At 59.7% G+C, this 21773-nt stretch carries 20 protein-coding genes; 5 read left to right on the top strand and 15 right to left on the bottom strand.

Translation table 11 applies throughout. The features are described from left to right. The first annotated feature begins 105 nt into the window (after positions 1 to 105). Together HB780_RS11145 and HB780_RS11150 are read left to right on the top strand one after the other, a co-directional pair. Positions 106 to 897 carry a phenylalanine 4-monooxygenase gene (locus HB780_RS11145; protein WP_183687698.1) on the top strand — a complete coding sequence of 264 codons (792 nt, stop codon included), beginning with the start codon at positions 106 to 108 and terminating at the stop codon, positions 895 to 897. A 148-nt stretch (positions 898 to 1045) separates the two neighbouring features. Then, entirely contained in the window at positions 1046 to 1261 is a 216-nt protein-coding gene (locus HB780_RS11150) for a hypothetical protein (protein ID WP_183687700.1), read from the top strand. A 180-nt stretch (positions 1262 to 1441) separates the two neighbouring features. Here HB780_RS11150 and HB780_RS11155 read toward each other — a convergent pair whose 3' ends face one another. Next, complete coding sequence (locus HB780_RS11155; RefSeq protein WP_183687702.1) at positions 1442 to 3586, bottom strand: methyl-accepting chemotaxis protein; 2145 nt, start codon at positions 3584 to 3586, stop codon at positions 1442 to 1444. Between the two features lie 16 nt (positions 3587 to 3602). After that, positions 3603 to 4502, bottom strand: coding sequence for a substrate-binding domain-containing protein (locus tag HB780_RS11160; RefSeq protein WP_435693884.1), 900 nt, complete (start codon positions 4500 to 4502; stop codon positions 3603 to 3605). A 528-nt stretch (positions 4503 to 5030) separates the two neighbouring features. Between HB780_RS11160 and HB780_RS11165 the strand changes: the two genes are divergently transcribed. Beyond that, the gene (locus HB780_RS11165) at positions 5031 to 6302 is read left to right on the top strand and encodes a peptidoglycan L,D-endopeptidase MepK (RefSeq protein ID WP_183687706.1); all 1272 of its coding nucleotides are present in this window, start codon (positions 5031 to 5033) and stop codon (positions 6300 to 6302) included. A gap of 91 nt (positions 6303 to 6393) precedes the next feature. Here the strand turns inward: HB780_RS11165 and aroQ are convergent, their stop codons facing one another. The 5 genes from aroQ to HB780_RS11190 all read right to left on the bottom strand — a co-directional run bounded on the left by aroQ (position 6394) and on the right by HB780_RS11190 (position 10953). Then, positions 6394 to 6828: a type II 3-dehydroquinate dehydratase gene (gene aroQ, locus HB780_RS11170; protein ID WP_183687708.1), complete on the bottom strand. Its 435-nt coding sequence runs from the start codon at positions 6826 to 6828 to the stop codon at positions 6394 to 6396. Between the two features lie 81 nt (positions 6829 to 6909). Then, complete coding sequence (locus tag HB780_RS11175; RefSeq protein WP_183687710.1) at positions 6910 to 8142, bottom strand: aspartate aminotransferase family protein; 1233 nt, start codon at positions 8140 to 8142, stop codon at positions 6910 to 6912. A 3-nt stretch (positions 8143 to 8145) separates the two neighbouring features. After that, positions 8146 to 9432, bottom strand: a complete 1287-nt coding sequence (locus tag HB780_RS11180; RefSeq protein ID WP_183687712.1) for a TRAP transporter large permease — start codon at positions 9430 to 9432, stop codon at positions 8146 to 8148. Continuing rightward, positions 9429 to 9947 carry a TRAP transporter small permease gene (locus tag HB780_RS11185; protein WP_183687714.1) on the bottom strand — a complete coding sequence of 173 codons (519 nt, stop codon included), beginning with the start codon at positions 9945 to 9947 and terminating at the stop codon, positions 9429 to 9431. The genes HB780_RS11180 and HB780_RS11185 overlap by 4 nt, the downstream gene beginning before the upstream one ends. A gap of 10 nt (positions 9948 to 9957) precedes the next feature. Further along, on the bottom strand, positions 9958 to 10953 hold the full coding sequence (locus HB780_RS11190; RefSeq protein WP_183687716.1) for a TRAP transporter substrate-binding protein: 996 nt from the start codon (positions 10951 to 10953) through the stop codon (positions 9958 to 9960). A gap of 234 nt (positions 10954 to 11187) precedes the next feature. Between HB780_RS11190 and HB780_RS11195 the strand changes: the two genes are divergently transcribed. Together HB780_RS11195 and HB780_RS11200 are read left to right on the top strand one after the other, a co-directional pair. Then, a complete protein-coding gene (locus HB780_RS11195) occupies positions 11188 to 12084 on the top strand; it encodes a LysR family transcriptional regulator (RefSeq protein WP_183687718.1) in 897 nt (298 codons plus the stop codon). A gap of 214 nt (positions 12085 to 12298) precedes the next feature. Next, complete coding sequence (locus HB780_RS11200) at positions 12299 to 13318, top strand: LacI family DNA-binding transcriptional regulator (protein WP_183689694.1); 1020 nt, start codon at positions 12299 to 12301, stop codon at positions 13316 to 13318. A gap of 30 nt (positions 13319 to 13348) precedes the next feature. Here HB780_RS11200 and HB780_RS11205 read toward each other — a convergent pair whose 3' ends face one another. The 8 genes from HB780_RS11205 to HB780_RS11240 all read right to left on the bottom strand — a co-directional run bounded on the left by HB780_RS11205 (position 13349) and on the right by HB780_RS11240 (position 21725). Further along, a complete protein-coding gene (locus HB780_RS11205; protein ID WP_183687720.1) occupies positions 13349 to 14359 on the bottom strand; it encodes a zinc-dependent alcohol dehydrogenase family protein in 1011 nt (336 codons plus the stop codon). A gap of 58 nt (positions 14360 to 14417) precedes the next feature. Beyond that, positions 14418 to 15206 carry an L-iditol 2-dehydrogenase gene (locus tag HB780_RS11210; protein ID WP_183687721.1) on the bottom strand — a complete coding sequence of 263 codons (789 nt, stop codon included), beginning with the start codon at positions 15204 to 15206 and terminating at the stop codon, positions 14418 to 14420. Between the two features lie 132 nt (positions 15207 to 15338). Continuing rightward, positions 15339 to 16397 (bottom strand): carbohydrate kinase family protein, encoded by a 1059-nt coding sequence (locus HB780_RS11215; protein ID WP_183687723.1) that lies wholly within the window; start codon positions 16395 to 16397, stop codon positions 15339 to 15341. Beyond that, positions 16397 to 17068: a D-lyxose/D-mannose family sugar isomerase gene (locus tag HB780_RS11220; protein WP_183687725.1), complete on the bottom strand. Its 672-nt coding sequence runs from the start codon at positions 17066 to 17068 to the stop codon at positions 16397 to 16399. Before HB780_RS11220 ends, HB780_RS11215 begins: the two co-directional genes overlap by 1 nt. Then, positions 17065 to 18222, bottom strand: a complete 1158-nt coding sequence (locus tag HB780_RS11225) for a Gfo/Idh/MocA family protein (RefSeq protein ID WP_183687726.1) — start codon at positions 18220 to 18222, stop codon at positions 17065 to 17067. Before HB780_RS11225 ends, HB780_RS11220 begins: the two co-directional genes overlap by 4 nt. 23 nt (positions 18223 to 18245) lie before the next feature. Then, complete coding sequence (locus HB780_RS11230; protein ID WP_183687728.1) at positions 18246 to 19070, bottom strand: class I fructose-bisphosphate aldolase; 825 nt, start codon at positions 19068 to 19070, stop codon at positions 18246 to 18248. Positions 19071 to 19280: 210 nt separating this feature from the next. Then, entirely contained in the window at positions 19281 to 20237 is a 957-nt protein-coding gene (locus HB780_RS11235; protein ID WP_183687730.1) for a sugar-binding transcriptional regulator, read from the bottom strand. Positions 20238 to 20258: 21 nt separating this feature from the next. Continuing rightward, the gene (locus HB780_RS11240; protein WP_183687732.1) at positions 20259 to 21725 is read right to left on the bottom strand and encodes an FGGY family carbohydrate kinase; all 1467 of its coding nucleotides are present in this window, start codon (positions 21723 to 21725) and stop codon (positions 20259 to 20261) included. Positions 21726 to 21773 lie beyond the last annotated feature (48 nt).

Genomic DNA, 21773 nt, shown 5'->3' on the forward strand with positions numbered 1-21773 from the left:
GAATATTTGCCATCAGTATGGCAATACCCAACAGGAAAGAAAAGAAAATCCTCCAAAGCCGGAGCATGATTGCAAGGATATCGCAGCATCTGGGAGGATCGAGCCATGGTCAAGGAAAGCAGCTACACCGCCAAATTGCCTGGCCCGGATGGCCTATATGCTTACACCGCCGAAGAGGATGCGATCTGGGGTGAGCTTTACGAGCGTCAGTTGAAACTGCTGGCCAATATGGCCTGCCGCGAATATCTGGACGGCGTCAAAACCCTGGGGCTCAAGCCGGACAAGGTCCCCCAACTTCTCGACGTCAACCGACGCCTGAACGAAACCACCGGTTTTGGCGTCGAAGGTGTGCCGGCGCTCATTCCACCCTCGCGCTTCTACGAACTGCTGTCGCAGGGCAAGTTTCCGCTCGCCACCTTCCTTCGCCGCCGCGAGCATATCGATTACATCGAGGAACCGGACCTGTTCCACGAGGTCTTCGGCCACTGCCCGTTGCTGACCAACCAGAGCTACGCCAATTTCGTGCGGCATTTCGGCGAAACCGCCGTCCGGCTCGGCAAGGGTTATTCCTGGCACCTGTTCCGCATCTTCTGGTTCACCGTCGAATTCGGCCTGATCAACACGCCTAAGGGCCGCCGCTGCTTCGGCGCCGGCATCGTCTCGTCGCCAAGCGAAGCCAAGGCCGCGATGGAGGGCAGAGCGTGCGAGTTCAGGCCATTCGACTTGCTGGATGTCCTCAGGACATCCTACCGGATCGATATCGTCCAGCCGATCTACTACGTCATCGACAGTTTCTCCGACCTTGAAGCGATCGTCGAGCAGGATATCGAGGGCATGATCCTCAAGGCGAAGGCGTTGGGTGATTTCCCGCCCGCCTTCGAAGCCAAAGCTTCCTGAACCACGGATCGGCCACCCTTTGGCGGCTCTTCGAACGGGACAGTATAGACGCTCAAGGTGGAAAACTGCTCCTGGGTCGATGGTTATCGAAGACACCGAGCGGTTTTCTGGTTAAAGAAACCAGCCTAGCGTCAATCAGGTATATTCAATGAACGAAGAAGATTTCATCGCTCTTTGCAAAAATGGGAAATTCAAGGAAGCGCTTGCGCTCGCTTTGCAGGGGCGTGAGAAAGCGAAGTTTTCGCCCAGCCGGTTTTCCATGGACAAGAAGACGGGTAGACCGATCTTTTACCGCGGCAACAAACGTGTCGAAATGGATGCCGAAGGGGAATGGCAGCAGGCGAAGAACACCAGTAACCGATAGCCCGATTACGAATGCTGCATTCTTCACGATCCGCGCGCCAACCCGCGGGCTGCTCGACAAGCAGGTATATCCCATCTGCTTCGACGTCATTCGCAAGAGTATCCAATACGAATAAAGCGAACGGGCCGAGGTGCGCATTCAGCAACCCAGCCCGTTCTCAGCATGCCTTTAGCGCTAGGACTAAGACGCCAAAGCGTAATGCCGATGTGCCGGCGTAGCCGCGCTGCGTGTCCTGAACCGGTGCACCAGATCGGCGAGGTTCTCCGTCTCCTGGGTCAGGCTCTGGGCTGCGGCCGTGGTTTCTTCCACCATCGCCGCGTTCTGTTGAGTGACCTTGTCCATCTGATCGCCGGCCGCCGAGACTTCCCGTAGGCTGGCAGCCTGTTCACGCGCGGCCACCGCGATTTCCGCCACCGTGGCACTCATCGCGCCAACCTGTTCGACGATCTGCGCGAGCGACGTGCCGGATTCGCCGACGAGTTCTACACCCGCTTTAACCTGGGCGGACGATGTAGAGATCAGTGCCTTGATCTCTCTGGCGGCACTGGCCGATCGCTGGGCGAGTTCGCGCACTTCCTGAGCGACGACGGCAAAGCCTTTCCCCGCCTCGCCCGCGCGCGCCGCTTCCACGCCCGCGTTAAGGGCAAGAAGGTTGGTCTGGAAGGCGATTTCATCGATGACGCCGATAATATTGCCGATCTTCGACGACGAGCTTTGGATCTCGGTCATGGCCGCAATGGCGCGAGCGACGATCGCACCGCCATTCTCGGCATTGGCGCGTGCGGTGGCGACAGCGCCCTGAGCATGACTTGCGCCTTCCGCCGTGCCGTTGACGCCCCGCGTTACATCGCCGAGAGCTGCCACGGTCTGCTCGAGCGAAGCTGCCTGCTGTTCCGTGCGACGAGCTAGATCGTTGGAAGCTGTCGAGATTTCCGAAAGGCCGGATCTGATCGTACCGACCGCGCGAATGACGGAATCGAGAGCCTCTTCCAGACTGGAGACCGAGTTGTTGAAATGATCCCGAATGCGGACATAACGACCGTCAACCTCGCCGACACGGACGGTAAGGTCACCCTTCGAGAGCGCATCAAGGCCGAGGGAAATCTGCTGGAAGGCATGTTCCATTACCTGAGCATCGGCAAGACGCTCGGCTTCCTGGCGCAGGCGCTCTTCTTCAGCCGCAAGGCGGGCACGCTCGGCATTCGCTTCCGCCATAACTTTGCCGCGTCCGGTCTCCTGGAAGACCTTCAGCGAACGTGCCATGGCGCCAAGCTCGTGACGATGTTCGGTGCCATCCACCACCATCGTGTCGTCGCCACGCGCAAGCCGCTCCATCGTCGACGCCATCTTGCGCACAGCCGATGAAATCAGCTGACCAACGAAATAAGCAAGCACCAGACCGATCACGATCAGAAGACCGCTGATCACGAGCGTCGAGCTGGCCGCAGAGGCGACCGTCGTATCTACTGAGCCATCGAGCGTTTTCTGCGCATCCATGACGGTGGCCTGCAAATCCTTGAAGCCCGTGGCGATTTTCGGTGCCAGGACGTTCAATTCACTCTCGCGGATCTTGTCGGTCGCCAGCAATACGTCTCTCACGTCGCCGAGACGGCTTGTATAGTTCTGCATCAGCTGCCCGGCGCCTAGAATGCGTTTGCGCTGCAGATCACCCTTAGCCGCTTTGGCGGCAGCATCGTTCAAAGCCATCGCATCGTTGAGCGCCGACTGAGCGATGTCGTAAGAGGCCAGATCGCCCGCGTGGATAAAGCGCTCCGAGAAATAGAGGCTGCGGTTCAGCGCCTCGAGCGTGGCGCCTGTCATGTGCAGCAACGTCACATCGTTCTGCCGCCAGGCGCTGCGCATGACGTCATTGAGCGCAATGCTGGTCCAGGGGCCGAACTCGGTGACCTTGGAGATCAAGGCATCGCGCCTTGCATGCAGGGATACGATCTGCTCGAAAGCCTTGCCGTAGGTGGTAATATCCTGGCGGATAGCTGCCATTCCTGTCTGCAGGGTACTATTACCCGCAAAGCGCTGGTCGTCGGCGTCAAACGCCTTCACGCCGGCGCGAAAACGGTTCACAACATCCTGCGTCGGGCTGGAGCGGAAAGCTTCCACCGACATCTGGATTTCGTTCAGCTGGTCGCTATAGCCGGAAATGGCGAGGCTCTGGCCGGCGGTGCCGCGGTAGGAGGAGAAGATGGACGAAAGTCCCTCCATACCGGAGATAGCATTGACCGAGAGTAGGCTCATCAGCAGGATCAACGGCAGGAAGCCAGCCGTAATCTGCGCGCGAATGCCTAGTTTATTCCAAAAGCGCAACATGATGATCCCCTTATGCTCACTGGGTCTTCGGCAGGTATTGGGCGAGATTTTGTGGCGTGACGAGCTCGAAGGGCACGTTGTTTTCTCGCGGCACCTTCTGCCCATTGATGAGCTTGACTGCGGCATCGACTGATGTCGCGCCCTGTCCGACGGCGCTCTGGAGAATGGTGACGTCCAGATCGCCGGCCTGCATCGCTGCAAGGGCATCGTCGGTCGCATCGACGCCTGCAACGACGACGTCCTTCATCGACATGCCGTTCCTCTTCATGGCGCGGATCGCACCGACCGCCATCTCGTCATTGTTGGCAATGACGGCGTCGAACTTCACCCCTGCCGACAGCCATTCCTGCATCTGCTGATCTGCATAATCGCTCGACCAATAGGCAGCCTGCCGCTCGACGATCTGGAGACCCTTGCATTCGGGCGTGGCGATGACATTGTCGATGTCCTGCGTGCGGGCGCGGGCGGCCGCATGGAAGGGTTCGCCCATCAGCACCACGAGGCGTCCCTTGCCTTTCAGGAGAGAGCAGACTTCCTTCGTCTGCATGGTTCCCGATTCCGCTTCGTCGGAGGCGACGACGACCTGGTTCTCCGGTAGATCCGACAGGTTCGAGGGAACGTTGTTGATATAGACCAGCGGAATATGAGCATCGGCGGCAAGCTTGGTCATCTGCGGGCCGAGGTCGCCATCGGAGACGCCAAGGATAATGGCATCGACCTTATCCGCGATAAACTGCTGAACCTGCTTCTTCTGAAGCTCATTGTCGCTTTTGGCGTTCTGCACGACAAGCTTCAGCCCGGAAATCGTCTTTCCGTGCGAAAGAATTCCGTTAAGCAATGCAGTTCTGAATTTATCGAGATCGGACATCGACACGCCGATCGTCTGCGCACTTGCAGTCGAGGCGGATATCGCCATCACAAAAGCCGCCAGTATGGTCTTTCTCACTATTACCCCTCCGCAAGACGGTTATCGAGCTGAAGATTTATAAGGAGATTTTGGTTAATATTTACTTTGCGATATTTGATGTAAATTAGAGATTTGTTAAATAACGAAGCAAGTCCTCTTCGACTGAGCCGGATTCATTGTAATATCTATATTTGTTGCTTCACAAGATCCAATGGAAGCCTTTTGTCGCAACAATACTTATTAGGTTAGTCTATTTAAGCCTTGCGATCCTATCCGCTTTGATCTGAACGCGGGAGAGCCGGCTCAATCTCGATGCATGCCTGCTTGGGTATCGGGGCAGGCCCGCGAAAGCGGTCGTCCGAGACGCCAGACTTAGCGATTCCTCCCGTAAACCGTCTGTTAGGGATCTATTGACCATAATTGGAGTCGAAGCGACGTCGCAGATGCGGCGCCGTTAGTGTTCCCTGTCTTTTACCAAAGACGAAAGTCGTGTCCGTGCACCAAGCGTTTCTCTCCATTCCAGCGACAATGTCGGCCATGATTTTGTCATTCGTCGCTCATCGTGTAGCGCTGGTCGCAATGCTGGTTCTTGCTGCCTTTGCGGGATCTACAGCAGCAGCGGCCGAGGACCGGGCACTCAAGCTCTTCTTCACACACACAGGCGAAAAGGCGACCATCGTCTTCAAGCGCGACGGCAAATTCGACCCGAAGGGCCTGGCGCAGATCAATCGTTTCCTGCGTGACTGGCGAAAGAACGAACCGACCAGGATCGATCCGGAATTGCTCGACCTCGTCTGGGAGGTCTATCATCGCAGCGGCGCGAATGAATCCATTCATGTGGTCTCGGCTTACCGCTCACCGTCCACCAACAACATGTTGCGGGGCCGGTCCCGCAGCTCCGGCGTCGCCAAACACAGCCAGCACACGCTCGGCAAGGCGATGGACTTCTACATACCGGGCGTGAAGCTCGCGACCCTGCGCGCGGTCGCCATGCAGATGCAGATCGGCGGCGTCGGCTTCTACCCGAACTCAGGATCACCCTTCGTGCATCTGGATGTCGGCAATGTCCGCGCATGGCCGAGAATGTCGCGCCAGGAACTGGTGCGGCTTTTCCCCGATGGGCGCACCCAGCATCTACCCGCGGACGGCTCGCCGCTGCCGCGTTACGAACTGGCAGTCGCCGACGCCAAGAAGCGCGTCCGCCCGGCCCGCAGCGAAATTGCCCGCATAGCGGCTGATGAAGACATCGCCGGGGCCTCGACGAGCGCAAGCCTCGTGACCAGCATGCTGCCGATACCCCAAAAGCGGGTCAACAGTGGGCTTGAACTTCAACTCAACAAACAGGTAAACGCGAGCAAAGAAACTCCGCGCTTCACCGACCTTGCATCCTATGTTGTGCCACTGCCGACATTGCGGCCAGTTGTCAGCGATGGGGCCGGCACGACCCCAACCGACAAACCCTCTCCCATGGCTTTTGCAAGCCTCGTGGTGGGCCGCAACCCCGCTGGAAAATTGCAGCTTTCGGACCAGCTGAGGGCTTCCATGAATAGCGACACAGCCACGCTGCAGCCCATGGCAATCCTGCAAGCTCCCGCTTCCCGCGAAGTATCCGCCGGCGTCGGCAACATGTCCACCAGAGCCCTCGTCGCATGGGCCTTGCAGCCTCCGGGCACCACGATGGAAATGACGCTGCCGAGCATGGTCGGCGCCGCGCTTCCTCTGGAGCACAATGCAGACGGCGCCTGGAGCGATGCTTCCGAGATCGCCGAGGATGACTTCGATACCGAGAGGTTCGGCTTCGAAGGCTAGAACCCTTCACCGCGTCGAATATCTGCCGGCAATTGACGAGTCGTATGGCATGCTCGCCTAACCATCCGGCAGATGGAAACGGCTGCTGCCTTCATGCACCCATGCTCGACATGCGCTTGATCGCAAGATCATAGCCTTCAGTGCCAAATCCGGCGATCACCCCGTCCGCGCGCAAGGAGACGTAGGAGTGATGGCGGAACTCCTCGCGCTTGTGGATGTTCGAGATGTGAACCTCGATCACCTTGCCGTCGAAGGCATTCAATGCATCCAGAATGGCGACGGATGTGTGGGTAAAGGCGCCGGGGTTGATGATGATGCCGAAAGCGGTTTCGCGCGCCTCATGGATCCAGTCGATGATCTCGTATTCGCGATTGCTTTGGTGAAAGCGCAGCTGCAGTCCTAGATCATCGCAGATCTTACGGCAGCGCACGCCGATATCTTCAAGTGTTTCCGATCCGTAAATCTCTGGCTGGCGTTTGCCGAGGAGGTTGAGGTTCGGTCCGTTGAGAAGGAATATCGTGTTCAAATTTTTATCCTTTCGTCTTCTGTGCTCCGATCATGGCACCTTGCCGGGCCGGCGTCTGCGCATTCACGAACCGCGCGGATATCAGTCCACAAAAGACTGCGCGGCGAGCTCCAGCGCATCAGCCCATAGCTGAAGCGCATCCTCATCATGCCTGGAAGACAGATAATGACGGCCATAGGTGCTGTACATCGACATGACGCCGTTGCGCCTCAATTCCACATGAAGCTTGGCGGTGAAGTCGGCGTCGGCTCTTTGAACCGCCTCGCGATAGCTCGACGGAGCGTCTTTGCCGCGCCAGATGGTGAATACGGTGCCGTAGCCGCTCGTGCAGACGTCCATGCCCACCCGCGCGAAGGCCTCGACCGTCTGCCGCCTCAGTTGATCGCCGGCCTTGTCGAGCGCGGCATAATCGACCTCGTCAAGGACGCTCATTGCCGCCTTGACTGCGGCGCAGGCGACCGGATTGCCGTTATACGTGCCCGCCCGGTTGACCCGTTGATCCTCAAATGCCGACATCAGCTCAGGAGTACCCAGCAGGGCGGCAACCGCAACCCCGTTGCCGATCGCCTTGCCGACGGTTGCGAGGTCCGGATTGACGCCCATGAGATGGCTGGCCAGGCCCGCATGGCGGCGGAACCCCATCAGAACCTCGTCCATGATCACCAGCGCCCCGTGACGCCGGGCTAGCGACGAGACGAATTGCAGATAGCCTGGATCCGCCAGAATACATCCAGCATTCGCCATCATCGGCTCGAGCACGATCGCGGCGATGTCGTCGCATTCCTGGAACAGCAGCTCGGCGTCCTGACGATCGTTGAAGCGCAGGAGCAGGGTGTCGCCTTTCGACGGCCGGTTGTTCATCGCCATCTTCGCTTCCGGCGAGCCTGCATTGCCGAACGCCACATCATCAAACCAGCCATCATAGCCGGCCGCCATCTTGACGATCTTCTGGCGCCCGGTCAGCGCCCTCGCCGTACGACATGCCAGATGCACGGCTTCGCTGCCCGAATTCAGGAACACCACCTTGGTGAGGTCCTGCGTATGCGAGGCGAGGCTGGCGGCAGCCTCCTCCTCAAGCGCATGGGCATAGGCCGGCATCGAGCCTTTTTCCAATGCTTTGCGAATGGCATCTGTCACGACCGGATCGGTGTGCCCAAGGAACGTCGCCCCGAAACCGAGCGCCGTATCGACATATCGTCTGCCAAGATCATCCCAGACATAGGGACCTTGGGCATTGGCAACGAGGAACCGCCTGCCGTCGAGATCGGGCACGGCTCTGCCGCCGCTGGATATCCCGCAAACCAGGTGTTGCATTATTCAAACTCCAAACAGATGGGGAAGCCACTCGGTCAGTGACGGGAAGGCGACGAGGGCTGCGACGCAGACGACGCTGGCGATCCAATAGGGGACCAGCCACTTCGAGACGGACCACATGTCGATCTTTGCGACATTGCAGACCACGAAGATGTTGGTGCCGATCGGCGGCGTGAACAGTCCGATCCCCAATGTCATCGTGAATACGATCCCGGTCTGATAGGGCATCAGCCCGGCGGCGAGTGCGATCGGAACCAGGATCGGAGCGAGGATGATGAGGGCAGGCCCCAGATCCAGCCAGAAGCCGACCACCTTCAACAGAACCAGAACCAGAATGATGGTGACGAGCGGTGTGGTGTGCAGGCCCGTGATCCAAGCGGCGGCATTTGCCGGAACCTGCTCGACGGTCAGGATCCATCCAAACGGTGTTGCCAGCGCCATGATCATCATGATCACACCCGTCGTCGCCACCGCCGCGGCGGCGGCCGAATAAAGCGAACGCAGCGGCAGTTCGCGATAGACCAGAATGCCGACGAGGAAGGAATAGACGACGGCAAGCGCCGATGCCTCCGTTGCCGTTGCGATACCGCCGATGATCGATCCGAGAACGAGCGCCGGCATCAAAAGCGCGGGCAAGGCTCCCAGAGCATCCTTTCCGATTTCGCTCCAGCTGGCGGGTGTCTCATTGCGTGGGAAGTTATGGCGACGCGCAACGACATAGGAGGTGATCATGAAGGTGGCCGCAATGAAGAGGCCGGGGATCAAGGCAGCGACGAGCAGGCCACCGATCGATGTTCCTGTCAGCACGCCGTAGAGGATCAGGATGACGCTCTGCGGCCCGATGATGCCCAAGGTTCCCGACGCGGCCGTGACCGCTGCCGCGAAGGCCTTGGGATAGCCGCGTTCCGCCATCGCCGGGATCATGATCGATCCGACCGCGCCGGTGTCGGCCGTGGCGGATCCGCTGATCCCACCATAAACCAGGGCCGTGGCGACATTGACCAATCCGAGACCACCGATGATGCGACCGAAGACGTGTTCGGCGACCCGCATGATGCGGGCGGTGAGGCCGCCACGGTTCATCAACTCGCCGGCAAACAGGAATAGCGGAATGGCCGCAAGCGTGATGGCATCCGCGCCACGGACGGTCTGCTGCGCGAACCAGGCAAAGGGCAGACCGAGATGGCCCACATAAATCGTCAAAAGACTGGCGACACCCATGCACCAGGCGATCGGCACGCCAATGAGGAGAAGAAACGAAAAGCTGAGAATAAGAACCGCGACGGTCATAGCACCTGCCCCTTTTCATTTTTTGAGACAAGCGGCCGGATGACCTTTGGAAGACGCGAAATCGCAATGCAGACCGCAGACAGTCCGAGGATGAGAACCGTCGCGGTTATCACGCCGGTTGGAAGACGCAGCACCGAGGTCGGGACCATCCAGGACCGCTGCCATACGGCCCAGCCGCTGATGAGGAAGGCAACCCCCATCGCGAGCAAAACCAGGGTGGAGATCGTCTCCAATACCGCCCGGAGCCGTGGAGGCGCGCTATGCTTCAAAGCCTCGAACGCGACATTCTCGCCACGTATCTCCGCATTGATGACGCCGATGAAGGTTATCCAGATGAAGGCGATGCCTGCGACCTCGAAGGACCACTCGACCCCACCGAACTCGAAATAGCGGGCGATAACACCCAGAAGCGTCGAGCCGAACATGACGGCGAAGGCAATCACGCCGACGAATTCAAAAATACGCTTCAGCCACCCTCGCCCATCGGGCGAGGGTTTCACAAGACCTTGGTTCATTGGATTTACCTCAGTTGGAAGCAGCGGTTTGCTTCACGGCGGAAACCAGATCGGCGCCCCACTCAGTCGAGAACTGGGCGTAGACCGGCGCAACCAGCGCGGCGAAGAGCTCCGTGTTGACGGTAGTCACCTTGACGCCCTTGTCCTCGAGCTTCTTCTGGATATCGGCATATGTTTTCGACAGTTCGCCCCGATACCAAACTACGGTATCGACTGCTGACTTCTTGACCGCTGCCTGCTCCTCAGGGCTCAGGGACTCGAACTTGTCCTTATTCATATACCACCAATTGGCGGTCCAGATGTAGTTCGATATCGAGAGGTTCTTGGCCACTTCATACCATTTGGAGTCGTAGTAGTCGCGCATCTCAGGCTCGACGGCCGCAACGACATGCGACTGCAGGGCGGTGTAGACCTGGCCGAAGGGGATAGATTCCGCGAGAGCACCTAGCTGCTTCATCGTTGCAAGGATCACCGGATTGGGAGGCGTGCGGATCTTGACGCCAGCCAGATCGGCGGGCTTCTCAATGGCCTTGTTCGTTGCGAACTGGCGGAACCCGGAATCCAGGACGCCGAGCATCAGATAGCCGCGGTCTTCTCCGAGATGCTGGACCTTCTGACCTTCGTCGCTATCGAGAAACTTGTGCACATTGTCCGCGTCTTTGAAGAGAAACGGCAGCGACAGCACGTTGAGGCGCGGATCGATGGCATCCACCGCCCCGCCGAGGCCGATATCGATTGCTCCCGCACCCACGCCGTCGGCGATCGGGCCTTCATCGCCCAATTGTGCATTCGGAAATATCTGTACCTTGATCGAGCCCTTCGAGATATCGCTCACTTCGTCCGCGAATTTCTGGACGGCCTGATTGATAAGACTTTCGGGAGCGGAAGCGTGAGCCAGCCTCAGAATAGTTTCGGCATCCGCCGTACTGGCCCAGAGGCTCGACAGGCAAATAACGCCGCCGGCCATTATTGTGACAAAACGATTGCGTTCCATACGACGAAACATGAATTCCCCTTTACGTTCTTGTTGTGTTGACGCAGCATCAAGATAATCGGCGGAGCGGTGTTGAAAATGACAGATTTGTTATTCTCGCATAAGCGCCGCTGATACATGCCCGCAAGCTCAGGGCTCTCCGCATGTGGCAGGCATTGCTACCGCCAGCCCCGGATGGTTACTTGAACAGGATGGGGAAATAGATCTACGGCCTGGGATGAATGCCTGGCGACAGGAGTATGACACATGCGCAACCTCGATAGCGATGCTTTGGCCAGCTTTGTGGCTGTGGCCGAAACCGGAAGCTTTACGGCAGCGGCCGAGAGGCTGGGCCGCACGCAGGCGGCCGTCAGCATGGCCATCGGCAAATGGGAAGAGCGCCTTGATCTGCGTCTGTTCGACCGTGGCCATCGCCGCGTTACTCTTACCCCGATCGGGGAAAGATTGCTGGGATATGCCCGCAGGATACGCGCGATCGAAGACGAGGCTTTGGCCACCCTGCTCGAGGGCCGGAACGAAAGCCGGGTTCGGCTTGGCATGCCGGACGATTATCTGACGCTGTTCGGCACCGCTTTAATGCAGCGCTTTGTGCCGCAATACCCAAAGGTCAGTCTCGACCTCCAATATGATTTCTCCCACCGTCTTGAATATATGGTCGAGAACCGCGAATTGGACATCGCCATCATCACGCAGAATGCGGTGGAGCCGAAAGGCGAAATCATCCGGCTGGAAAAACAGGTCTGGTGTGCAGCGGCGGATCGCTATCCGGAACGTGAGAACTGCATTCAGCTCGCGCTGTTTCCAGAAGGCTGCCGGGCGCGGCCGCAGGTACTGTCGGCGCTGGATCGCGCAGACCGCCGGTGGCGCATCGTCTATTCGTCCTCCGACATCGCCGGCATTCAGCTGGCGGTCCATTCCGGAGATTTGCTCACGGTCTTGCCGGAGTCGGCAGTCCCGGCCAATTGGCGAAAGCTCGGACCGGAGGATGGCATGCCGGAGCTTCCGACCTTGCGGCTGGCAATGGTTCTGCCGCAGCAGCCTCGTCTGCCCGTAAGGCAGCTTGCGACATTCCTGCGTGCGGAATTTCAACGCTCGCTCGTCGAACCCGACGGTGACATCAATGCCGCAATGTTGATGGCGTGATCGATCGCGCTCGCTGTGATCGGCCATAGGTCATGGCCGACTTCCAGAGGCAATCACCATCGGAAAGATCGGCATGGCGCTGAGATCGCTTGCCATCTTCGCCGTGGGTGTCACATTACAGATCTGAACGTGACTGGCATAAACCGGCCTAGAAAAATGAACGTCTGCGGCGTGCCCCATGAATGTCGGCCACCAGACAGAGAAATGCGAGCAAGTGACGACCAATATCAGACATATCGCCAAACTTGCTGGAACATCGATCTCTTCGGTCTCGCGCGTGCTGAACAATAGCGGCTACACCTCGCCCGATCTCAGGGACAGGGTGGAGGCGGCCATTCGGACGCTGAAATATACGCCCAGCAAGGACGCGCGCATGCTGCGGGGCGCGCAAAGCCGGATGATCGGACTGATGCTGCCGTCGATCGATGTCCCCTTCTTCGGTATCCTGGCCCATGCCATCGAACAGGAATTGTTCCAGCGCGGGTATCAGACGCTGATCTGCAGCACTGCGGAAAACATGGACCACGAGGCGCGCTATATTTCCATGCTGCTCGCCCAGCGCGTCGATGGCGTCATCGTGGCAAGCGCCTTTGGGAGAGCCGAGCATTTCGAGGTGCTGCGGGACACCCGTATTCCGATTATCGCCATTGACCGTGAGCTGAGCGGCATCGCGGACGAAGCGATCATGGCCGATCATGAGGAAGGCGGGGCGCTGATGGCGCGTCATCTGATCGATCTCGGCCACCGGTCGATCGCCATCGTCGGCGCACCGGCCCATAGTCAGCCTGTCCAGCTTCGCCTCCGGGGCATTTCGGCGGAAATGGCGAGAAACGGGATCACGCCCGCCGCCGTGACGATGGCCGAGGAACACAGCTTTGCCGCAACCTACCCGCTGGCGCGGGATCTGCTGGCGGCACGGCCCGAAATCACGGCAATCATCGGCACCAGCGATATCTCAGCGATCGCGGCAATCCACGCCGTCCTGGATCGCGGTTTTTCCGTTCCTGGCGATTATTCGGTGATCGGTTTCGATGACTTGCCGGAGGCGGCCTACGTCTTTCCCCGGCTAACGACGGTCGCGCAGCCGATCCGCGATGTCGGGCAACGGGCGGCACAGCGGCTGGAAGCACTGATTGCAGAACACCAGACAGTCCGTGAGCCACGCCAGGCCACAGTCGTGAAAGTACCGGTCACCCTGATCCAACGCGACTCCACCGGCCCTGTCCGCAGCTAAGGCGGAATGGGGCCATTGCATGACCAAGAGCTAAGGTCGGACGATGACCTTGATTTCGCCCGGCAGTGGCGCGCCGCCCACCACGCCCGCGACCTCTTCGAGACCGATGGTCCTGGTCACCAGCATATCCAGCTCCAACGCCCCGCTCGCGACCATTGCCGCAGCTCGCGAATGGGTGAACGGATTGAGATAGGCCGGCCTTATATCGACTTCGTTGACGAGCAGATCGAACGGCAGAACCGGCACCTCGACACCTGCAGGCGTCACTCCGAAAAGCACGAAGATGCCGCCGCGCCGCGCCATCCTCAGACCAGTCTGCAAAGTTTCGGGAACACCGGCGCACTCGATGACGACATCCGCGCCGCCATGAGTGACATCTCGAACAGCGGCAATCGCGTCCGAAGCCGTCGGGTCGAAGGCATGCGTCGCTCCAAGGCGCAGCGCTGTCTGGCGTCTTGAGAGCTGCCGAGTGATCAGGATTACCTGGCTCGCCCCGGCCAAACGCGCCAATTGCACCATGAGCAGGCCGATCACGCCCCCTCCCAGGATCGCGACGCTCTCGCCCGGACGGATTCCGGCCCTGTCGATGGCATGAAGGCAGCAGGCAAGCGGCTCGCAAAAAGCGCCATGCACGGGATTGAGATCGGCGGGCAGTGTGAAGGCCTGCCGGTGCGGTAGCACCACATACTCCGCAAACCCGCCATCCCGAGTCACGCCGATTGCAGTCAAACCTTCGCACAAGTTCGACCGTCCGCGCGTGCAGGCATGACAGCGACCGCAGGCGATATTGGGATCGACGGTGACGAGTTCGCCTCCGACAAAGCCGGCGACATCATCGCCGACCTCTTCCACGATGCCACAGAATTCATGGCCCATCGTTACGGGGATAGCCGTCGGGTACTCGCCCTTGTACATGTGTCGATCGGAGCCGCAGATGCCGGCGGCGAGCACACGGACAAGCAGTTCGCCCGGCCCTGCAACCGGTTTCTCGACGTTGCGCATGGTCATGGACCCGATCGATTCCAAGCGGACAGCTTTCATTCTTCTCCCCCTCCTCGCTGATGAATCCACATTAGAGAGCGATGCATCTGCTCGAGCATCAGCTCATGACGTTGCCGCCATCGACATTGTAGCACTGCGCCACGATGTACGCCGCATCCGGCCCGGCCAGGAAGGCCGCCATGGCGGCCTGTTCTTCGGCAGTGCCAAATCGTCCGGCTGGAACCGCAGCGGCCACCCGGCGCTTCACTTCGCCCGGCTGCAAGCCTTCCCGGCTCCCGAGTTTCGCATCGACAATGTCCCACATCGGCGTGTCGACCACGCCGGGAGCGATGGCGTTCACGTTGATCCCATAACGGATCAGTTCCAGAGCGCAGCTTTGCGTGATGCTGATGACGGCAGCCTTGGAAGCGCAATAGGCCACTGCCGGCCCCTCGCCACGGCGGCCCGCCTGAGACGAGAAGTTGATGATGCGTCCGCCTTGGCCTCTCTCTACCATGTGCCGGGCCACCGCCTGGGTCATGAAAATCAGACCCTCTACATTGACCTGGAAAACCTTGGCGGTGCGCTCGCGCGATATCTCCAGAATGGATTGCGCCTCGTAAATGCCGGCTGCGTTGACCAGGATGTCCATCTGGCCGGCGGCCTTTATCGAGAAATCCACGGCGGCGTCGATGCTGTCCTGGCTGGTCACGTCGAGCACCACGCCCCAAGCATCGGAGCCGATCGCCGCCGCGACCCGGGCACATCGTTCACCATCCAGATCGGCGACGACAACCTTGGCACCTTCCGCAGCAAAGCGCTCGCAGACCGCCTTGCCGATACCGCTGGCACCCCCCGTCACCAATGCCACCTTTCCGGACAGCCTGGTTGTTTGCACAAGCGTCATGGCGTCAACTCCCCGATCACCCTGCTGCCACGGATGGCTGATGCCGCCGCTGTTCTGCATGATTTCATGTCTGCTCCTCCACTTGCTTGGATCATGACCGGAACCGCCTTCTCCCAAGGCGACCCCAATGGGCTAACCGGATATCGGAGTCGTTTCCTTCGTATCTGCCAGAAGGACCGCCATGTCCGGGATGCCGTCGGTGGCCGTCGCGCCGCTTAAGCAACGCGCGGCCGCGCCATGAGCGACGGCGCATATGCGCTCGACAGGCCAGTTCTCGTGCAGGCCGTAGAGGACGGCGGCGCAAAAGGCATCGCCGGCACCGACCGTGCTGACAATATCGCCCGGATCGACGGACCGCGAACGTATGACGACGGGCAAAGCGCCGGGCGCAAACCAGAAGCAGATCTCCGGGGCATGGATGACCGCCCCTTTGGCGACGCCCGCCGCAAGCAGGCGTTCGCCCGCTGTCAGAAGCTCCGCCTCGATCAGATCTCCCTTCGCGTCGCGAACGGTAACGCCCGTCGCCCGGCCCGCTTCCATCTCGTTGATAACAAGGAAATCGCAGAAGGGCAGAGCGGCACCAACCTTGGCCGCGAACTCCGGGTCTTCGCTCGATACGAAATCGACACAGGTCGTCAGACCTGCGCCCTGCGCGGCCTCCAGCAGGCGCGACGCTCCCGATCGGCCATCCGCATCCAGCCGGTCGAGACCGGGCAACAGCATCAGATAACCGAGATAGAAGAGCCTGTAGCCGGCATTCGCAAAAGTCGCAGGCGAGATGAGCGTATCCGTAACCGCATCGTTGGCGCCGCCATGATAGAAGAAGGTGCGGTTCTGGCCCGGCACGTTCATGACATGCGTATGCGCCGTCGCGTGATCGGCAAGCACGGTCAACCCGTCGACATTGATACCAGCAGCGACCAGACGCGACTTGACGATCTCCCCGTCAATATCCGCACCGATGCACCCCGCCGCCGCCAGCTTTCCGGGAAAGCCGAGCGAGGCCAGATCGCTGACGACATTAGCCGCTCCGCCGCCGACGCCCAGATCCTGGTGCAGGATATGGGCGAGATTACCCTGTTCGGGCCAATAGGACAGGGTATGGACGCGGTCGACAATGAAATTGCCCGCGCAAACGATGCCGCCCTGTTTCTGACTGTTGCGACCGTGAACCTCCTCCCCGGTCCGCATCAGCCGCTTGCCTCATTCCAGAGAGGCATGAGCGGCGGCTCGTCTTCCTCGATCGCGGCAAAACGCCCGATCGGCTCCAGAAAGAAGTTGTCGCTATTGTCGTCGTTCACCTGGCTGACCTCGCCGACGAAAACCGGGCCACCACCTTTCCGACCGTAGAAGCGATGATAGAGACCGGTGTGGATCGTCACGCTCTGGCCAGGTGAAAGAACTAGCGGTTCCCATGCGGCGAGCCTGCGTGGCAGTCCATCTACCGGAACGGTCACATCGTCGTTCAACACATTGCCATCCGCGTCGATGGCCGCGAATTCGATAACGAGATCGCCGCCGGCGCGGTTGATGATGTCTTCCATCTTCGCCGCATGACGATGCGTCGGCGTAACTTGGCCCTCTTCGACGAAGAGCAGCTTTTCGGCATAGGTACGCTCGCCCTCGACGCCAATGATGCCGTTGCGCAGGCAGAACAGCACGAGGCCACATTCGGCGAACCGGCTCGAGCCGAAATCGGTAACGTCCCAGCCCAACTGATGGGTACGTAGATAGCTTGCTGCTTGCGGATGGGCGACAAAATCCGCCGCCGTCCAATATCCCCAGTCCGGCAGCGACCAGTGCCAGCGTTCAAGGGTTTCGCTTGCCCGCCGAAGCGCCGCATTGATTTCGGAGCGCTTCATCGAACCACGGCTCCGTCATACTCAACCGGCACCACGATATCCTCGCGCCCGGATTTGAGCGCCGCCGTCAGCACAGCATGATGCGCCTGTGCCTCGGCCGGTGTCGCGCAGCCGAAACCATTTGCATTTCCTCCAGCCAGCTCATCGACGAAGGCCGCCCACATCTGCTGGATGGCATCGGCAAAGCCGAACTCGAAAATCTTGCCGGTGATGGCCGGGAACAGCGAGCCATAGCCGAGATCCTCGGTGCTCCAGGCCTGTGTGCCGCCATTATAGTCCATCCATTGCCACTGGCGCGGCGACTTTGTGCTGAAGAAGGCACTCTTCTTCATGCCGAGAATGCGAAGGTACCAGGTGTTGGATTCGCCGGGCGCAATGCGCCAGGTTTTCAGCACCATGGGAAATTCCTGATCCGCCGTGCATACCCGGCTGCTGATCGTGGCATTGTCCCAGGTGGTGCAGGGCAACATGCCACCCTTACCGTCGGGACGCTCGGTGACCATCTTGACCAGTTGCGCGTGCAGGGTAGACGGCCGCCAGCCGAGACGCAGCGGCACATGCAGGACATGCATGCCGAGATCACCCATGCAGCCGTATTCGCCGTTGATCTCAGCCATCCGCTTCCAGTTGATCGGCTTTTGCCGATCAATATCTGAAGAATGCAGGAATCCCGCCTCGACTTCGAGGATATCCCCCATCTCACCGCTCTCCGCCAGCGCGATGACCTTCTGCGCACCCGGGAAGAACGGCATTTCCGACGAGCAACGGACCAGAAGCTCTGGATGCTCGGCCAGGACCGCCATGATCGCGCCGTTCTGGGCCGCATCCATACCGAAGGGCTTTTCGCCTAGCAGGTGCTTTCCAGCCTTCAGGATGTCGATGTAGAGCTGCTGATGCAGCACATGCGGTACGGCGCAATAGATCGCGTCGATCTCGGGATTGGCCAGAAGCTCCTTATAGTCGGCAGTGAACTGCCGCACGCTCGGCACATGATCCCTGAACCAGTCGATCAGCGTCGCATTGGTGTCGCAGACGGCGACGATCTCCGGCCGCGCCTTCACATCGGCCAGATGCAGCCAGCGCGCCGCGGCACTGGCGAATTCGCGCCCCATCAGGCCGCAGCCGATAACGCCGAAACGGAATATTTTCGTCATGACATTTCCTCCCCAAGAGCCTGTCAGGCGAGATGCAGCGAGGCTTGCTCGACAGATGCATTTTCATGGACAATCGCCATCAGGGCGCGCGTCATACCGGCGGGATTGTTGTGCTGAATGACGTTGCGGCCGTAGACGATGCCGCGTGCGCCTTGCTCCATCAACTGCTTGGTGCGGCTGAGGATCTCCTGATCCGAAACGCGGCCGCCGCCACGGACCAGCACCGGCAGGCCCTGGGCGATCTCGACGACACGGTGATATTCCTCGACATTGTCGCACGGGTCGGCCTTGATGATATCGGCGCCGAGTTCGGCTGCCTGACGCACCAGCGGCAGGATCTTGTCGATCGCGCCGTCGACCATGTAGGCGCCCTTGGAATTGTCCTGCATGACCAGCGGCTCGACCATCAGCGGCATGCCGTAGATCTCACATTCACGCTTCAGGCTGTTCACGTTGCGCACGCAGGCCCGATAGACTTCGGGCTGGTTCGGCAGCATCAGCAGATTGACGACGACACAGGCGGCGTCCAGCGCCACGCCCTGCTCCACTGCCCTGTCAATCATTTCGGAAAACAACGCCGATGGCAGCGGATTCCCATAGATGTTGGCGATATCGGTGCGCAGCACCAGCGCCGGGCGCTGCTTACCAGGGATCGCCTGCAGAAGCGGCGCGGTACCCGGTGGAAGCTGAATGGCATCAGGTGCAGCATCCGCGATGACCTTGACAGCCGTCCTCATGTCTTCAATGCCGGCGAGAAAGGTCCGCTCATTGAACATGCCATGGTCGATGGCGACGTCGAAGCAATTTCCAGACACGCCAAAAAGGCGGTTGAGCCGCGCGGATTTCATGAAGTTCCTCCCAGTATGGTAACGTTTCCACATCGATATTAAGCGACGGATACGGCGAGTCAAGATGAATGTGGTATCGTTTCCACACCTACCTATTTCCAACTCTTAACCTACTAGGGCTCGACTACAAAAGCGCTCTGATTGAGGGATTTGACGGCCTCGACGCCTGACGCGAGCGTGGCTCAGTTCAAAGGATAATAGCGACCAGTGCTAATCCAAATCGATGAGACGCTGAGCCGTAAACTTGTCCGTCACAAGCGTATCGATGACACCGACACGCAGCGCTCCCGCGATTGCGGCAGTCTTCTTTTCACCGCCTGCAAGCGCGACGACGCGCTCGACCTTTGCAAGCTCATCCAGTGAAATTCCGATGACGCGTTCGTCGAGCGGCGTCTTGACGGCATTGCCCTTCAGGTCGAAGAACCGGAGCGAGATATCACCGACCGCACCAGCATCGGCCAAGTCAGCCAACTCGCGGGACGAAAAGATGTTGCCGGAGCGCGCCAACAGCTCCGATGGCTCGACGGCACCGATCCCGACAATGGCGAGGCTGATCGAGCCGAAAAGATCAATCGTCTCACGAACGAACGGATCGACCATCATCAGAAGCTTCGCTTCCCGTGAGCTTGTGACGCCCTGCACGGTCAACAGTTTCGGCTCTCCGCCTGTCAGCCGGGCCAATCTTGTCGTCAGCTGCGTCGCATGGGTTTGCACCGACGGATCGCCCATTCCACCCAGCGTTTGCACGATGTATTTCGCCTGCGCGCTCTTCTGGGGATGAATGTTCTCCACCATCTTGAAGATGGTCTGACTCCAGCTTGAAACACCGATGATTTCGCCTTGCGCCAGCGTTACTTCCAGAAGGTGCGCCGCGGCTTCACCGATACGCGCCATGATCGCGCCGTCGCGATCCTCCGAACATTCCACGACAATGGCTTCTGGAAGATTGAACCGTTCGCGAAGGGCGCCTTCCAAATCAGCATAGGTGCCCGCAGGAGGGATGACGGTAGTTCGAACGATGTCTTCGGCTTCCGCACGCTTGAGCATGCGCGACACGGTTGCCTGTGACAGCCGCAGATGCTGAGCAATGTCTGCCTGACGCTTGTGCTCGATATGGTACATCTGTGCCACGCGGGAAATCAGGCGAAGTTCATTGATACGTCCCATATTTTCCCCAGCCGTGAATTTTTATTCACCATTAGCGGGCGGCGGGCCGAACGTCGAGCGGGCAATGGCATCGCTCCACGTATTAAGTTTCTCCGACGAAATATTCGCCTGCGGTCTTATGACCGTGCTGCTGCGTGGCAGACGCGCGATAGCGTCCAGATCCGGCCACATGCCGAGCGACAGACCGGCCAGGTAAGCCGCCCCCAAGGCCGACGCCTCCGGAGCTTCACATTGAATAACCGGGTGCTGCAAGAGGTCGGCAACGCACTGCATCAGAAACGTATTCTTGCTGGGGCCGCCGTCGACATAGAGCGCACCGATCGTCCCACCATTTTGGCTTTGCATCGCCGCAAAGACATCGTGAACCTGAAAGGCGATCGAGTCCGTCACGGCTCTGGCCATTTGCGCCCTGGTCGTGTTGAAATCGATCTGAGAAAACAGGGCACGCGCGTCCGAATTCCAGTGCGGCGCGCCGAGGCCGACAAATGCCGGCACGAAACCGGGTCCGCCGGGCTCCGCCGTAGATGCCAGGTTGATCAATGCGGCAACATCCGGCAGTCCAAGCACATCCGTCATCCATGGCAGGCTGGCGGCCGAGACGAGGATGTTTCCCTCGAAGGCAAATGTCGGCTTGCCGGCAATACGCCAGGCGACCGTGGTGGTGATGCCATTGCTTGGGGCGATGAAGTGCGGCAGCGTGGTCATGACAGACGACCCTGTTCCGAACGTCACCTTTCCGTCGCCGGCCTTGTAGGCTCCATGTCCGAAGAGGGCAGCGTGGCTATCGCCGATTGCCGCGCAAATCGGAGTGCCATCGCTCACGCCAGGCACACCGATGGTCGATCCGAAGCTTCCGGAACTGTCCAGCACCTCCGGCAATACGTCCTTGGTGACGCCGAACAACTCGCAGAGCTCATTGCTCCATTGCTGTGACTTGAGGTCGAAGAGCTGGCTTCGCGCGGCGTTGGAGGCATCGCACACATGCCGTTTACCGCCGGACAAGCGATGGATCAGCCAGCTGTCCACCGTGCCGATCCGGATCGAACGCCCTATCGGAGCGCGATCGAGAAGCCACCGCACTTTCGATCCCGGGAACATCGGGTCGATGGGAAGACCGGTGATCTGCTCGACCCGATGCGAATGACCGTGCTCGATCAACCGGGCACAATCCGGCGCCGTCCGGCGGCACTGCCAGCTGACGACGGGTCCAAGCGCCTCTCCGGTTTCACCATCCCAGATCGTCACCGATTCACGCTGATTGGAAACCGCCACGGCTTCGATCGTAACCTGCGGCGCCGCTTCGATGCAGAGACGCACGGCCTCGCAGACGGACTGCCAGATCCGGTTGGGATCCTGCTCGACCCAACCGGATTGAGGATAGCTAATGCCGACCGGAGCCGCGCCACGCGAGATCAGCTCGCCTGTCTCCGATACCAAAATGGCTTTGGAGTTGGTGGTGCCCTGATCGATTGCCAGGATGGCGCGCATGACTATCTTCTCCACATAGGTATCGGAGCATGGTCGCTGCTCCGCAAA

It is taken from the genome of Rhizobium lusitanum (assembly GCF_014189535.1).
Classification (GTDB): Bacteria; Pseudomonadota; Alphaproteobacteria; order Rhizobiales; family Rhizobiaceae; genus Rhizobium; species Rhizobium lusitanum_C.